The 14043-nt window shown below is 70.7% G+C and carries 14 protein-coding genes; 7 read left to right on the top strand and 7 right to left on the bottom strand.

The window, feature by feature from the left end; all coding sequences use genetic code 11:
* Window positions 1-16 precede the first annotated feature (16 nt).
* Window positions 17-1123 carry a diacylglycerol/lipid kinase family protein gene (locus tag AC1DE0_RS08515; RefSeq protein WP_478099255.1) on the top strand — a complete coding sequence of 369 codons (1107 nt, stop codon included), beginning with the start codon at window positions 17-19 and terminating at the stop codon, window positions 1121-1123.
* Between the two features lie 11 nt (window positions 1124-1134).
* On the opposite strand, the gene efeB is transcribed toward AC1DE0_RS08515, so the two are convergent.
* The 3 genes from efeB to efeU all read right to left on the bottom strand — a co-directional run bounded on the left by efeB (window position 1135) and on the right by efeU (window position 4543).
* Entirely contained in the window at window positions 1135-2445 is a 1311-nt protein-coding gene (efeB, locus tag AC1DE0_RS08510; protein ID WP_478099252.1) for an iron uptake transporter deferrochelatase/peroxidase subunit, read from the bottom strand.
* Window positions 2442-3602 carry an iron uptake system protein EfeO gene (efeO, locus tag AC1DE0_RS08505; protein WP_478099250.1) on the bottom strand — a complete coding sequence of 387 codons (1161 nt, stop codon included), beginning with the start codon at window positions 3600-3602 and terminating at the stop codon, window positions 2442-2444. Before efeO ends, efeB begins: the two co-directional genes overlap by 4 nt.
* Window positions 3603-3682: 80 nt before the next feature.
* Window positions 3683-4543 carry an iron uptake transporter permease EfeU gene (gene efeU / locus AC1DE0_RS08500; RefSeq protein ID WP_478099248.1) on the bottom strand — a complete coding sequence of 287 codons (861 nt, stop codon included), beginning with the start codon at window positions 4541-4543 and terminating at the stop codon, window positions 3683-3685.
* A 118-nt stretch (window positions 4544-4661) separates the two neighbouring features.
* Between efeU and AC1DE0_RS08495 the strand changes: the two genes are divergently transcribed.
* The 6 genes from AC1DE0_RS08495 to AC1DE0_RS08470 all read left to right on the top strand — a co-directional run bounded on the left by AC1DE0_RS08495 (window position 4662) and on the right by AC1DE0_RS08470 (window position 9918).
* Window positions 4662-5321: a DUF2461 domain-containing protein gene (locus AC1DE0_RS08495; RefSeq protein ID WP_478099246.1), complete on the top strand. Its 660-nt coding sequence runs from the start codon at window positions 4662-4664 to the stop codon at window positions 5319-5321.
* A 72-nt stretch (window positions 5322-5393) separates the two neighbouring features.
* The gene (locus AC1DE0_RS08490) at window positions 5394-5930 is read left to right on the top strand and encodes an amidohydrolase family protein (protein ID WP_478099244.1); all 537 of its coding nucleotides are present in this window, start codon (window positions 5394-5396) and stop codon (window positions 5928-5930) included.
* On the top strand, window positions 5927-6445 hold the full coding sequence (locus AC1DE0_RS08485) for an amidohydrolase family protein (protein ID WP_478099242.1): 519 nt from the start codon (window positions 5927-5929) through the stop codon (window positions 6443-6445). Before AC1DE0_RS08490 ends, AC1DE0_RS08485 begins: the two co-directional genes overlap by 4 nt.
* Window positions 6446-6454: 9 nt before the next feature.
* Entirely contained in the window at window positions 6455-7645 is a 1191-nt protein-coding gene (locus AC1DE0_RS08480; protein WP_478099240.1) for a flavin-containing monooxygenase, read from the top strand.
* 338 nt (window positions 7646-7983) lie between these two features.
* Window positions 7984-9111, top strand: a complete 1128-nt coding sequence (locus AC1DE0_RS08475; protein ID WP_478099238.1) for an L-talarate/galactarate dehydratase — start codon at window positions 7984-7986, stop codon at window positions 9109-9111.
* A 42-nt stretch (window positions 9112-9153) separates the two neighbouring features.
* The gene (locus AC1DE0_RS08470; protein WP_478099236.1) at window positions 9154-9918 is read left to right on the top strand and encodes a FadR/GntR family transcriptional regulator; all 765 of its coding nucleotides are present in this window, start codon (window positions 9154-9156) and stop codon (window positions 9916-9918) included.
* A gap of 328 nt (window positions 9919-10246) precedes the next feature.
* Here AC1DE0_RS08470 and AC1DE0_RS08465 read toward each other — a convergent pair whose 3' ends face one another.
* The 4 genes from AC1DE0_RS08465 to AC1DE0_RS08450 are packed head-to-tail and all read right to left on the bottom strand — an operon-like array spanning window position 10247 to window position 14016.
* A complete protein-coding gene (locus AC1DE0_RS08465; protein WP_478099232.1) occupies window positions 10247-11518 on the bottom strand; it encodes a glucarate dehydratase family protein in 1272 nt (423 codons plus the stop codon).
* On the bottom strand, window positions 11518-11913 hold the full coding sequence (locus tag AC1DE0_RS08460; protein WP_478099230.1) for a universal stress protein: 396 nt from the start codon (window positions 11911-11913) through the stop codon (window positions 11518-11520). Before AC1DE0_RS08460 ends, AC1DE0_RS08465 begins: the two co-directional genes overlap by 1 nt.
* Window positions 11910-13460 carry a tripartite tricarboxylate transporter permease gene (locus AC1DE0_RS08455; protein WP_478099227.1) on the bottom strand — a complete coding sequence of 517 codons (1551 nt, stop codon included), beginning with the start codon at window positions 13458-13460 and terminating at the stop codon, window positions 11910-11912. Before AC1DE0_RS08455 ends, AC1DE0_RS08460 begins: the two co-directional genes overlap by 4 nt.
* Window positions 13461-13473: 13 nt before the next feature.
* Complete coding sequence (locus AC1DE0_RS08450) at window positions 13474-14016, bottom strand: tripartite tricarboxylate transporter TctB family protein (protein ID WP_478099225.1); 543 nt, start codon at window positions 14014-14016, stop codon at window positions 13474-13476.
* Between the last annotated feature and the right edge of the window lie 27 nt (window positions 14017-14043).

Genomic DNA, 14043 nt, shown 5'->3' with positions numbered 1-14043 from the left:
GATAGCGTATGTCTTCGTGCTCAAGGACTACCTGCCGTGGATCATCGCCGGCGTCGTCGTGCTGGTGCTGGTCGTCGGGGGGCTGGTCCTCACCCGCGTCGCACCGGAGACGACCGCGACGCTGCGACGCCGACGGCCCCGTCCGCCCCGCGACCACTTCCGCACCGGCGACGACGGCCCGCCCGCGCCCGTGAAGCGTGCCGGCATCATCATCAACCCGACGAAGTTCGCCGACCTGTCGGGCGTCCGCGAGCGCATCACGAACACCTGCCTCGTCAACGGCTGGGGCGAGCCGCTTTTCTACGAGACGACGATCGACGACCCCGGCCGAGGCCAGGCCGTCCAGGCCGTCAGCGACGGCGCCGACGTCGTCTGCAGCCTCGGGGGCGACGGCACTGTGCGCAACGTGGCGAGCGCCCTGGTCGGCACCGAGACGCCGCTCGGCATCCTGCCGGCCGGCACGGGCAACCTGCTGGCCCGCAACCTCGACCTCCCGGTCGCCCTCGAGGCTGCGGTCGCCGTGGCCCTCACCGGGCGCAACCGCCGCATCGACGTCGGCGAGATCGTCGTCGGCGCGGCCCCGATGGACGACGCACCTGACGAGACCGGCTCTCCCGAGACGCACTACTTCGTCGTCATGGCCGGCGTCGGCATGGACGCGCAGATCATGGCGGGCACCAACGAGAACCTCAAGGCCAAGGTCGGCTGGCCGGCATACATGGTCTCGGGCCTCAAGCACCTCGTGTCGCCGGAGTTCCGTGTCTCGGTGAAGGTCGACGACGACATGGAGTTCCGTCGCCGCGCGCGCATGGTGGTCATCGGCAACTGCGGTCGGCTGCTCGGCGGGCTCGTGCTGATGCCGAGCGCGCGCGTCGACGACGGCCAGCTCGACACGGTCATCGCCTCGCCGAAGGGTGTCGTCGGCTGGGTGCCGGTCGCCACGCGGGTCGCCACCCGCCAGCGCAAGGGCCACGCGACGCTGGACCACAAGGTGTGCAAGGAGATCCGGGTGCGCGCCGACCGGCCGCTGCCCCTGCAGATCGACGGCGATGTCGTGGGCGAGGCCACCGAGGTGACCGCGAACGTGCGCCCCGGCTCCCTGACGGTGCGCGTCGGCCTCTAGCCGCGCGCCGGTCAGGCGAAGAGCGCCTGGCCCCAGTGCTCCCCGTCGGCGAGGCCGGGCGGGCAGGCGAAGACGGCCGACCCGTTGTGCTCGATGTACTCGTTGAGCATGTCGGACTTCGCGAGCGCCCGCTGCATCGGCACGAACTGCTTGCCCGGGTCGCGCATGTACGCGAGGAAGAAGAGGCCCGCGTCGAGGTGTCCGACGCCGTCGGAGCCGTCGGTGAAGTTGTAGCCACGACGCAGGAGGCGTATGCCGCCGAGGTGGCTCGCGTGGGCGAGGCGGACGTGGGCGTCGACCGGGATCGCGGTCGCGCCGTCCGGGCCCCTCTTCGAGAAGTCGGGGGTGTCGAACTCCTTGCTCTGGCCGAGCGGCGCCCCCTCCTTCTTGTCGCGGCCGATGACGTCCTCCTGCTCCTGCAGGGAGGTGCGGTCCCAGACCTCGATGTGCATGCGGATGCGTCGCGCCACGAGGTAGGAGCCGCCGGCCATCCACGCGCCGCCGCCGTTCTCGCCGCCCTGCTCGTCGTCCTTCGCGACCCAAACGTGCTGCGCGAGGTCCTCCGGCTGCTCGGCCATGAGGTTGTTGGTGCCGTCCTTGAAGCCGAACATGTTGCGCGGCGTCGCCTGCGCGGTCGACGTCGACGAGGTGCGCCCGAAGCCGAGCTGTGACCACCGCACCGCGACCACGCCGAAGCCGAGGCGCACGAGGTTGCGCACCGCGTGGACGGCGACCTGCGGGTCGTTGGCGCACGCCTGGATGCAGAGGTCGCCACCCGTGCGCTTCGGGTCGAGCTGGTCGCCGGCGAAGGCGGGCAGCTCCTCGAGCGCGGCGGGCTTCTTCGACGCGAGACCGAAACGGCCGTCGAAGAGCGTCGGGCCGTAGCCGATGGTGATCGTCAGCCCGGATGCCGGCAGGCCGTACGCCTCGCCGGTGTCCTCGGGTGCCCGGTTGGGTCCACCGCCGACGAGACCGCCGGGAGCGGCCTCGGCACCGGCCGTCATCCGCTCGGCGGCGCGGGTCCAGACCTCGAGCAGCTCACGGAGCTGCGCGGCGTCCTTCGTGACGACGTCGAGCGCGACGAAGTGCAGGCGGTCCTGGGCCGGCGTGACGATGCCGGCCTGGTGGGCGCCGCGGAACGGGATCGCAGCGTCGAGCGCGAGCGCCGGCGACGGCGCCGTGGACCCCGGGGCACCTACCGCGGGTGCCTCGTCACCGCGCGTGACGGCATACGTGCTCGTGGCGCCGGCGACGATGCCCGCCACGGCAGCGCTCCCGGAGGCGCCGATGAGCTGGCGGCGGCTGAGGCCCTCGGGGCTCACTTGGCCGCCACGACCCCGGGCACTTTGGAGACCTGCTCGCTCAGCGCGTCGAGCGAGACGGTGAGGGCCTTGACGTCGGCGTCGCTGAGCTGCTCGTAGGAGACGAACTTGCCTGCGACGCGGTGCGACTCGAGCAGCTTGTTGAGCTCGCTGAAGCGCGCGTCGAGCGCCTTCTGCAGGGCCGGGTCGCGCTCGGTGACGACGGCGCGCAGCGTCTCGAGGGCCGACTGCGAGCCCTGCAGGTTGCCGCGGAAGTCCCAGAGGTCGGTGTGCGAGTAGCGCTCTTCCTCGCCCGTGACCTTGCCGGTGGCGACCTCGTCGAGCAGGGCCTTGGCGCCGTTGGAGATCGTCAGGGCGGTCGGCTCGACGGTCTTGCTCTTGGCCGCGATCTCCTTGACGTCGGTGAGCAGCTGGTCGGCGATGGCGGTCGAGTCCTTCTGCAGGCCGCTGACCCACAGGTCCTTCTCGAGACGGTGGTAGCCGGTGAACTTCATGCCCTCCTCGACGACGTCCTCGCGGCCGTCGATGCGCGGGTCGAGGTCGCCGAAGCTCTCGGCGACGGGCTCGATGGTCTCCCACGGGAGGCGGGCGGTCGGGTAGAGGTCCTTGGCCTTGGCGACGTCGCCGGTCTTGACCGCGGTCACGAATGCTTCTGTGCCGGTGAGCAGCTCGTCGGTCTGGGTGGCGACGAAGGCCTTGTAGTCGGCGATGGCTTTGGCGACCTTCTGGTCGGCGCCGCCGGCGACGGCTGACCCGGTCACGGTGAAGGTGCCGCGGATGCCGTCGCCCACCATGCCGGGCTTGCAGGCGGTGGTGAGCGTGCCGGGCTGGGTGACCTCGACCTTGAGCTCGCGCTTCAGGCCCGGCGTGATGTTCTCGACCTCGCCGATGATGCGGTCGCCCTCGGCGTACACGTAGAACTCGTTGACCTTGCTGCCGGTGTTGGTGACCTGGAAGGTGACGGTCCCGGCCTTGGCGGTCGTCGCGCTCAGCTCGCAGGTGGTGTCGGTGGCGTTGACCGTGATCGGACCGCCGGCCGCGGTCGATGCGCCCGAAGCCCCGCTCGAGTCGGCCTTGTCGGTGCAGGCACCGAGGCCGAGGCCGGCGACGAGGGTGAGCGCGAGGGGCGTGACGAGGCGCAGGGCGGGGCGGGACATGGTTCTCCTGGGACGTCGGTGCGAGGTGCGGAGCGAGTGCTGGGTTGTTGTGGGGTGGCGCCGGGTGGTGCAGTGCGGCGTCAGGCGGCGACGGTGGGTCGGGCGTCACCGGAGGTCGCGGCCGGCGCCTGCGGCGTGGGCCTGGCCGGGCGCAGGAAGAGCGTCATGACGATGCCGACGTAGAGCACCCAGGCGACGGCCTGCAGCACGGTCGTGGCCGGCGTGAAGTTGAAGATGCCCTTGAGCAGGGTGGCGTACCAGCTGCTCGGGTCGATCGTCGCGCTGACGTCGAAGGCGAGGGTGGTGAGCCCGGGCAGGAAGCGCGCCTCCTGCAGGTCGTGGAGGCCGTACGCGAGAATGCCGGCGGCGACGAGCACGAGCAGGATGCCGGTCCAGCGGAAGAACTTCGTGAGGTTGATCTTGACCGCGCCGCGGTAGATGAGCCAGCCGAGCACGACGGCGGCGGCGAGGCCGATGACCCAGCCGATCAGCGGCTGGTTGTTGCCCTGGCCCGCGGCCTCGGTGGTGGCGTAGAAGAAGATCGCCGTCTCGAGGCCCTCGCGGCCGACGCCAAGGAAGGCGACGAGCGCGACCGCGAACGGGCCCATGTCGAGGGCGCGGTCGAGCTTGCCCTTGAGCTCGCCCGAGATGGTGCGCGAGGCGGACTTCATCCAGAAGACCATGAACGTCACGAAGACGACGGCGATGATCGAGGCGGTGCCGCCGATGAGCTCCTGGGCCTCGAAGGTCAGCTGCTTCGTGCCGTAGGTGAGCAGCGCGCCGACGGCGACGGCGAGGGCGACCGCCAGGCCGACGCCGGTCCAGACGTGCCGCAGCGCCCAGCGGCGGTCGGTCTTGACGAGGAACGCGACGAGGATGACGACGACGAGGGCCGCCTCCAGCCCCTCACGCAGTCCGATGAGCGCGTTGCTCGCGAGCACGGCGACCCTCCTGTTCTCAGGCTTTTCACAGCAATTAGGTCACGTGTCCGTACCCGAAATGAGCAAAGCACAGGTAAGCCTTGCCTAACAAGCCGGGGGTGGTGCGAGAGTCCACTCCATGAGCGCCGATCCGTCGTCAAAAGGACCCTTCGCCGGCTTCCCCACTGGTGCCCTCGGCTTCTACGCCGGGCTGGAGGCCGACAACTCGAAGGCGTACTGGACCGACCACAAGGCTCAGTGGGAGAACGAGGTCCGCGAGCCGATGCTCGCCCTCGTGGACGCGCTCGAGGACGAGTTCGGCGAGGCGAAGCTCTTCCGCCCGAACCGCGACATCCGCTTCAGCGCCGACAAGTCGCCCTACAAGACGCACCTCGGAGCCTTCGTCGCCTCCGACCCTGGTTCCGGCTACTACGTCGAGATCAGCGCGGGCGGGCTCCGGGCGGGCGGCGGCTTCCGCGCCCACTCGAACGCGCAGACGGCCAGCCTGCGCCGTGCCGTCGACGCGTCCGCCAGCGGCCTGCAGCTCGAGTCGCTGCTCGACGGCTTGCGGCGCAAGCAGTTCGAGGTCCACGGCGAGAAGGTGCGCACCACCCCGAGGGGGTATGCCGCCGACCACCCGCGCATCGAGACGCTGCGTCACAAGGAGCTCATGGTGATCCGCGACTTCGGCGACCCGGACTGGCTCTCCACGAAGGCGGCCCTCACGAAGGTGCGCGACACGTGGCGTGCTATCCGCCCGCTCAACGAGTGGGTCGCCCAGCACATCGGCCCCGCCTGACAAAAGCCTGCGCCGCGACCCTGCCGGCGGGACGATGGAGGTCGGCACGCACGCCGGTGAGAGGGGTGCGACATGCTCGTGCTGCGGGTGGGGCAGGTCTTCGACGGCGATCGGTTCATCGGGTCGGCGGGTGACCGCGTCGACCTCGTGCTCGACGGACGGACGGTCGTCGAGGTCGGCCCACCGGCGGACTACGCGAGCGACGTCCAGGTCGAGGACCTCGGGGACGTCACCGCGCTGCCGGGTCTCGTGGACGGGCACCAGCACCTGACCTGGGACTGCTCCCCCGAGCCGCTCGCGTGGCACCAGCGCAGCGACGACGCCGCCCTGCTCCAGCGCGGCCGCGAGAACGCCCGTCGCGCACTGGCCGCGGGGGTCACGACGGTGCGCGACCTCGGCTGGCGGGACCTCGTCAGCCTGACCCTGCGCGACGAGCTCGCCGACGATCCCGCCGCCGGTCCGACCGTGCTCGCCGCCGGGCCGGCGCTCACGACACCGGGTGGCCACTGCTGGTTCCTCGGGGGCGAGTGCGCTGATGCGGCCGAGCTGCGGACTGCGGCCGGTCGACTGGCCGCCGCCGGCGTCGACGTGGTGAAGGTGATGGCATGACGGAGGACGGCATCGCCCGCGACCTCGGCCTCGTGGAACGCCTCGCCGCGGCGGGCACCCCGCTCTCCCTGACGGGCGCCAGCCTGCCGGGCATGCCGCCGGGGCCCGCGCTCGCGGCACGGCTCCCGGCCGTGATCGAGCACATCCGTGGTCTGCTCACGTCCGGGGCCAACTGCCTCTTCTCCACCGACGCGGGCATCGGTCCCGCCAAACCCCATGACGTGCGGCCGCACGGTGCCGTCATGCTCGTCGAGGTCGGCGGCGAGTCCGTGGTGCGAGCCGTGGCCAGGTGCACCTCGGGTCCGTCGGATGCCCTACACATCAGCGACCGAGCCGGTCGGCTGCGAGCCGGTGCGCCTGCAGACGTGCTCGTCGTGCAAGGCCGCCTGTCAGACGACATCGGCGCCCTGCTGCGCCCGGTGCGCGTGCTGCACCATGGCATCGACGTGCCCCCGCCGACAGCCCGCCGAGCCGAGCAGGCGCACGTGGACCCACCGCCCAGCGGGCGGCACTAGGGTCCGACTGTGACCTCACCCCACCGGCCCGTCCGACCTGTCGATGCCCACGTCATCGGAGGCGGCCCCGCTGGACTCGCGACGGCCGCAGCGCTGAAGCAGCGCGGGCTGCACGCGGTCGTGCTCGAGCGAAGCGACTCCGTCGGCAGCTCGTGGCGGGGCCACTACGACCGGCTGCACCTGCACACGCCGCGCGAGCTGTCGGGCCTGCCCGGGCTGCCGATCCCCAAGGAGATGGGCCGCTGGGTCTCGCGCGACGACGTCGTGCGCTATCTCGAGCTGTATGCCGCCCACCACCACCTCGACGTGCGCCACGGCTCCGAGGCCGCGCGGGTCGACCGCACCCCAGACGGGCGCTCGTGGACGGTGGCGCTCGCCGACCGGTCGTCCGTGACCGCTCCCTACGCGGTCGTCGCGACGGGCTTCAACCACACACCTCGCGAGCCGGATGTCCCTGGCCTGCAGGACTTCTCGGGCGAGGTCGTGCTGGCGCGCCACTACCGCAACGGCGCCGCGTATGCCGGCAAGGACGTTCTCGTCGTCGGCACCGGCAACACGGGCACCGAGCTAGCCGTCGACCTCGCGGAGCACGGGGCTGCCCGGGTGCGGATGGCCGTCCGCACCGTGCCCCACATCCTTCGCCGCAACCGCGGTCCCGTTGCTGCGCAGTACACCGGCATCGCCGTACGTCGCCTGCCGACCGCACTCGTCGATCGTGTCGCGCCCGTCGTCGAACGACTGCAGACGCCGGACCTGTCGGCGCACGGGCTGCCCCGCCCCGACACCGGACTGCTCAGCAGGGTCGAGCGCGACAACGCGATTCCCGTCCAGGACGTCGGCATCATCGACGCCGTGCAGTCGGGCGCCGTGGAGCCCGTCGCTGCGCTCGTCTCCGTGGAGGGCGACACCGTGGTGCTGGCCGACCGCTCACACATCAGCCCGGACGTCATCGTGCTCGCCACCGGCTACCACCAGGGTCTCGAGCCACTGCTCGGCCACCTCGGCGTCCTCGACGGCAAGGGCCGGCCGGTCGAGCGCGGAGGCCACACGGCGCGCGGCGCCAGGGGCCTCTGGTACACCGGCTACACGAATCCGATCTCCGGCATGCTGCGCGAGATCAGCATCGACGCCCGCAAGATCGCCCTCGCCATGGCGCTGACCAAGCGCCGCGAGATGAAGGCCCTCCGCAAGGCGTCCTGACCCGCGAACGTCGGAAACTGAGCACTCGACCAGGTCTTCGAGTCGAGTGCTCAGTTCTCGACACACCCCACCCGTCGAGTGCCCATTTCCATGCGTCGGAAAGTGAGCACTCGACTGGGTCTTTGGTCGAGTGCTCAGTTCTCGACACACCCCACCCGTCGAGTGCCCATTTCCCTGCTTCGGAAAGTGAGCACTCGACTGGGTCTTTGGTCGAGTGCTCACTTCCCAACACACCCATCCGTCGAGAACACACTTGTCGACGCCAGCAATACTTGTCAGACAAGTTTGTTACTTGTACTATCACTTGGATCACCGTTGCCTGTGCATGAGGAAGTGCCATGACCGCCGACCGCATCCGCCACGTCGCCCTCTCGTCCGTCGTCCTGCCCCTGCCCACCCCGATCAGCGACGCCAAGGTGCTGACCGGCCGGCAGAAGCCGATGACCGAGATCGTCCTGCTCTTCGCTGAGATCTCGACCGAGCAGGGCCACAGCGGCACCGGCTTCAGCTACAGCAAGCGCGCCGGCGGCCCGGCCCAGTTCGCGCACGCCAAGGAAGTGGCCGAGGGGCTGCTCGGCGAGGACCCGAACGACATCGCCAAGGTCTACGACAAGCTGCTCTGGGCCGGCGCCTCGGTCGGCCGCTCCGGCGTGGCCACCCAGGCCCTCGCCGCGATCGACATCGCGCTCTGGGACCTCAAGGCTCGCCGCGCCGACCTGCCGCTCTCCAAGCTCATCGGCTCACACCGCGACTCGGTGCGCACCTACAACACGTCGGGCGGCTTCCTGCACGCCCCGATCGAGAAGGTCAAGGAGCGCGCGTCCGAGTCGGTCGCGGCCGGCATCGGCGGCATCAAGATCAAGGTCGGCCAGCCTGACATGAAGATCGACCTCCAGCGCCTGGCCGCCGTGCGCGAGCACCTCGGCGACGACGTGCCGCTCATGGTGGACGCCAACCAGCAGTGGGACCGTGCCAGCGCCCTGCGCTTCGGCCGCGCCGTCGAGGACCTCAACCTCGTCTGGATCGAGGAGCCCCTCGACGCCTACGACGCCGAGGGCCACGCCCAGCTCGCCGCCGCGCTCGACACCCCGATCGCGACTGGGGAGATGCTCTCGAGCGTCGCCGAGCACGTGCGCCTCATCGAGGCCCGCGCGGCCGACATCATCCAGCCCGACGCCCCGCGCGTCGGCGGCATCACGCCCTTCCTGCGCCTCGCGACGCTCGCCGACCACGCCGGCCTGCAGCTCGCCCCGCACTTCGCGATGGAGATCCACCTGCACCTCGCCGCCTGCTACCCCCGCGAGCCGTGGGTCGAGCACTTCGAGTGGCTCGACCCGCTCTTCAACGAGCGCCTCGAGACCCGCGACGGGCGCATGGTCGTGCCCGACCGGCCCGGTCTCGGCTTCACACTGAGCGAGCAGGCCAAGGCCTGGACCGTGGACACCTACGAGGTCGGGCGCGCCTGACGTGACCCTCGACCGGGGCCGCCGGACACTAGGTTGGGCGCCGTGACCCCACGAGACGCCGACGGCGACGAGCGGCGCAGCGACGAGCGGCGCAGCGACGAGCGGCGCATCGACCGGGACACCGGCCGCGGCCTCGCGCACGAGCTCGTCGAGAGGCTCAAGGAGCAGATCCTCGCCGGCCAGATGGAGCCCGGCCAGAAGCTGCCGACCGAGGCCTCCCTCGTCGCCGACTACGGCGTGAGCCGCACCGTCGTGCGTGAGGCGATCTCACGGTTGCAGGCCGCCGGGCTCGTCGAGACGTTCCAGGGTCGCGGGTCGTTCGTGCTCGCCCTGCCCGCGACGGAGGGTTTCGCCGTCGGCGCCGAGCGGGTGCGCACCCACCGCGACGTGCTCGACATGATCGACTTCCGCATCGGGGTCGAGAGCGAGGCGGCAGGGCTCGCGGCCGAGCGCCGCACCGACGTGCAGCTCAAAGCGATCGAACGCGCGCTGCGCGACCTGACGCACGCCAAGGAGAAGCCGAGCGGTGCCGTCGAGGCGGACTACGAGTTCCACCGCCGCATCGCCCTGGCGTCCGGAAACCGTTTCTACGCAGACCTGCTCGCATCACTGGGGCCGATGATGATCATGCTGCCACGCACCCGGCTCGAGGCGAGATACACCGTCTCGGACGCGACGCACCAGACACGCGTCTCGCTCGAGCACGAGAACATCTACCTCGCCATCGCCCGCGAAGACGGTCCGGCCGCACGCGCGGCGATGCGCCTGCACCTCGCCAACTCGCGAGCCCGGCTCCAGCAGGACTGAGCCCCACGCATACTCGCCGGGTCGTCAGACGTGCTCGACCGTCAGGCGCGCCCCAAAGCCGAGCATGGCATCGCGAGGATGACGGCGCCGAGCCTGACGGCGACCGCAACACCCTGCACCACGTGCGACGTCGTGACGCCGGCGCGGCCCAGAGCCCGCGAGCGCGACCGCCCACCAGCGCGTTGCGCAGCACGACGGCGAAGTCCGGGCCCGGAACGAGCGTCACGACCACGGCAAACGCCGTGAACGAGAGGAAGGCCGGCGAGGTCATGAGCAAACGATGCCATGACTCCTGGCAGCGGTCATGGCATCGCCCGGATGGCGGGCCCTACCAGCGGGCGGTGTTCGGCTCGAAGGCCGGCTGTACCGACTGCATGTAGACCGTGTCCTCGCGGCGCCGGATGCCGCACGAGAGGTACTGCTCGTGCAGCGTGCCGAGCGCGTCCTCGTCGAGCTCGACGCCGAGCCCGGACGTCGTCGGCACTGCGACCGCCCCGTCGACGAAGTCGAGCACGCCCGGCTTCACGACGTCCTCGGTCTTCCACGGGTAGTGGGTGTCGCACGCGTACGTGAGGTTCGGCGTCGCGGCGCCCAGGTGCGTCATCGCCGCGAGGCTGACGCCGAGGTGGCTGTTCGAATGCATCGACAAGCCCATGCCGAACGTGTCGCAGATGCCGGCGAGCAGCCTCGAACGCTGGAGCCCGCCCCACAGGTGGTGGTCCGACAGCACGACGCCGACGGCCTTCGCACGCACGGCGGGCTCGAGGTGCTCGAAGGCGATGACGCACATGTTCGTCGCGAGCGGGAGGTCGGTCTCGCGCGCCACGGCCGCCATCCCGTCGATGCCCGGCGTCGGGTCCTCGAGATACTCGATGACGTCGGCAAGCTCGGCCGCGACCTTCACCGAGGTCTCGACCGTCCAGGCACCGTTCGGGTCGATGCGCAGCTTGTGGTCGGGGAACGCCGCGCGCAGCGCCCGCATCGCCTCGACCTCCTCGGCCGGGGGCAGCACGCCCCCTTTGAGCTTGATCGCCTCGAAGCCGTATGCCGTCACCATCCGCTTGGCCTGCACGACGAGCTGGTCGGGGGTGAGGGCCGCACCCCAGTCGTCGTCGGGCCGGCCGGGGTGTCCAGCCCACTTGTAGAAGAGGTACGCGCTGAAGGGCACCGTCTCGCGGACGGCCCCACCGAGCAGGTCGCTGACGGGACGGCCGGTCTCGCGGCCCTGGATGTCGAGGCAGGCCACCTCGAACGGCGAATACACCGTGGCGACAGCGGAACCCAGCTCGAGCATGCCCGCGAAACTGGCTCCCCCACCGCCGGTGCCCGCACCGAGCGCGTCAACCGTGGAGCGCCACAGCGCGTTGAGGTCGAAGACGTCGGTGCCGACGACGGCATTGGCCACCGCCGCGAGACGCGCGAGGTGCGTCTCGTCGGCATACGTCTCGCCCAGGCCGACCGACCCGGAGTCGGTGCGCACGCGCACGATCGCGCGCAACGCGTACGGCTGGTGGACACCGACGACGTTGAGCAGTGGCGGGTCCTCGAAGGCGACGGGCGTGATCTCGACCGACGCGATGCGCGACCGTGTCGCGGCCATCAGCCGTCGGCCTTGACGGCGAGGACGGGCACCGACGCGTCGAGCAGGATCCGCTGGGCGGTGCTGCCGAGGATCAGCTTGCCGACCGGGCTGCGGTGACGAAGACCGATGACGACGAGGGTCGCGTCGACCTCGCGGGCCACCGACTCAAGCGTCTCGGCGAGCGAGTCGCCGTGCAGGGGTTGGCGCACCTCGACGCGGACGCCACGGTCGCTCGCGCGGTCGACGATGGCACTGACCTGCTCCGGGGCGAGCATGTCGCCGTCGACCGGTGCGCCGCGCCGGGGCGAGTTCACGACGACGAGCGGCTGGTCGCGCAGCACGGCCTCGGAGATGCCCGAGTCCAGCGCCGCCCGGCCCTCGGGGGTGTCGAGGTAGCCGACGAGGATGGTCATTTCGCCTCCGTGGTCTCGAGATCGGGAACGTCGGACTGGGCGGGGTCAGGCGCGTCGTCCGGGACAGGCCGTCGGCCTCGGATCACCTTGCGCATCAAGGGGAAGATCGCAACTGCCGCGATGACCGCCAGGACCGTGCCCGAGATCGGACGGGTGAGGAAGCCTGTCGGATCACCGCCGAAGATCAGCAGCGACTGGCGCGCCGACGACTCGATGAGGGTGCCGAGGACGAAGGCCAGGACCATCGGGCCCGGGTCGAAGCCGAACTTCTTCATGAGGTAGCCGACGACACCGAAGACGATGACGAGGTAGATGTCGAACACCGAGTTGTTGACGGTGTAGACGCCCAGCACCGTGATGAGCGCCGTGATCGGCGCGAGGATCGCCGGCCGCACCCGCAGGATGCGCACGAAGACGCCGACCATCGGGATGCTCATGATGAGCAGCAGGATGTTGCCGATGTACATCGAGTTGATGACGCCCCAGAAGATGTCGGGGTGGGTGTCGACGAGCTGCGGGCCGGGCTGGACACCCTGCAGCAGCAGCGCGCCGAACATCAGCGCCATCGTCGCGTTGGCCGGGATGCCGAGCGTCAGCAGGGGGATGAACGACGACGTCGCCGCCGCGTTGTTGGCCGTCTCGGGGGCGGCCACGCCCTCGATCGCACCCCGGCCGAAGCGCTCCGGCTGCTTCGCGCGGCGCTTCTCGACGGCGTACGCGACCAGTGACGAGAGCACGGCACCGCCACCGGGCAGCACGCCCAGGCCGAAACCGATGCCCGAGCCGCGCGCGATGGCGCCCTTGGAGTCGGAGAGGTCCTTGCGGCTCGGCCACACCTTGGTGACCTTGGCGGGCGCGTGGACCTTCTTGTGGTTCTCCTCGAGGTTGTAGAGGATCTCGCCGAGACCGAAGAGGCCCATGGCGATCGGCACGAAGTCGATGCCGTCGGCGAGGTTGAGGTTGCCGAAGGTGAACCGCTCGGCACCGGTGAACGAGTCCCGGCCGACCGTCGCGATGAGCAACCCGAGCGCGGCGGCGATGACGGCCTTGAGCTTGCCGCCGTTGCCGACCGTCGAGACGAGCAGCACGCCCAGGAGCCCGAGCGCGGCGTACTCCGGCGGACCGAAGTCGAGGGCGTAGCCGGCGATGACGGGCGCGAGCACCGAGAGGCCGATGATCGAGACCGTGCCCCCGATGAACGAGCCGATCGCCGCGATGCCGAGGGCGGCCCCGGCCCGGCCCTGCTTGGCCATTGCGAACCCGTCGAAGACGGTCACGACCGAGCTCGCCTCTCCGGGCAGCCGCAAAAGCACCGAGGTGATGGTGCCGCCGTACTGGGCGCCGTAGAAGATGCCGGCGAGCATGATGATCGCCGAGACCGGCTCGACGCCGTAGGTGATGGGCAGCAGGATCGCGATGGTCGCCGCGGGGCCGAGGCCCGGCAGCACGCCGATGAGCATGCCGATGACGACACCGATGAGGCAGTAGAGCAGGTTGGTCGGCTGCAGCACGATGCCGAAGCCGTCGATGATCGGGGTGAAGTCCATGGTGCGCCTCCCTTCAGATCAGTCGCGGGAGCGGGATGGACAGCGCGAGCACGAAGAGCGCGTAGAACGCCGCGACCGTGACCAGGCTGATGACGGCCGTCATGCGCCAGGACTCGCCACCGAGGAAGCGCAGCCAGACGACCATGAGCACGAGCGAGGGCACTTCGAACCCGATGACGGGCAGCAGGGCCGCGAGCGCGATCAGGCTCAGCACGCCGAGCCCGGTGAGGCCGCTGGAGCGCGTGAACTGCTCGGTGTCCTCGGCCCGCCGGCCGAACGCGACCTGTGCGACCGAGAGGGCCGTCACGGCGACGGAGACGGCGAACGGCCACAGCCCGGGTCCGGGCTGGGTCAGGCTGCCGAGGCCGTAGCCCAGCGACAGCACCACGCCTGCCAGCCCGAGGGCCAGGGTGACGAGCCCGGCGGCCGCCTGGGCGAGGGGGCCCGCGTGCGGCGGCCGGTCCTCCTCCAGGTCGTGGGCGAGCTCGGCCTTGAGCTCCTCGAGGATGTCGACCTCGGCGGCCTCGGGCCGCGCGGGTTCACTCGTCGTGCTCATCCCTGGCTCCTCTTCGAGTGGGGTCTG

This window comes from Terrabacter sp. 05T424, from assembly GCF_056396225.1.
The sequence above is the reverse complement of the archived record's forward strand: the minus strand, read 5'-3'. Positions and strand labels throughout refer to the sequence as shown.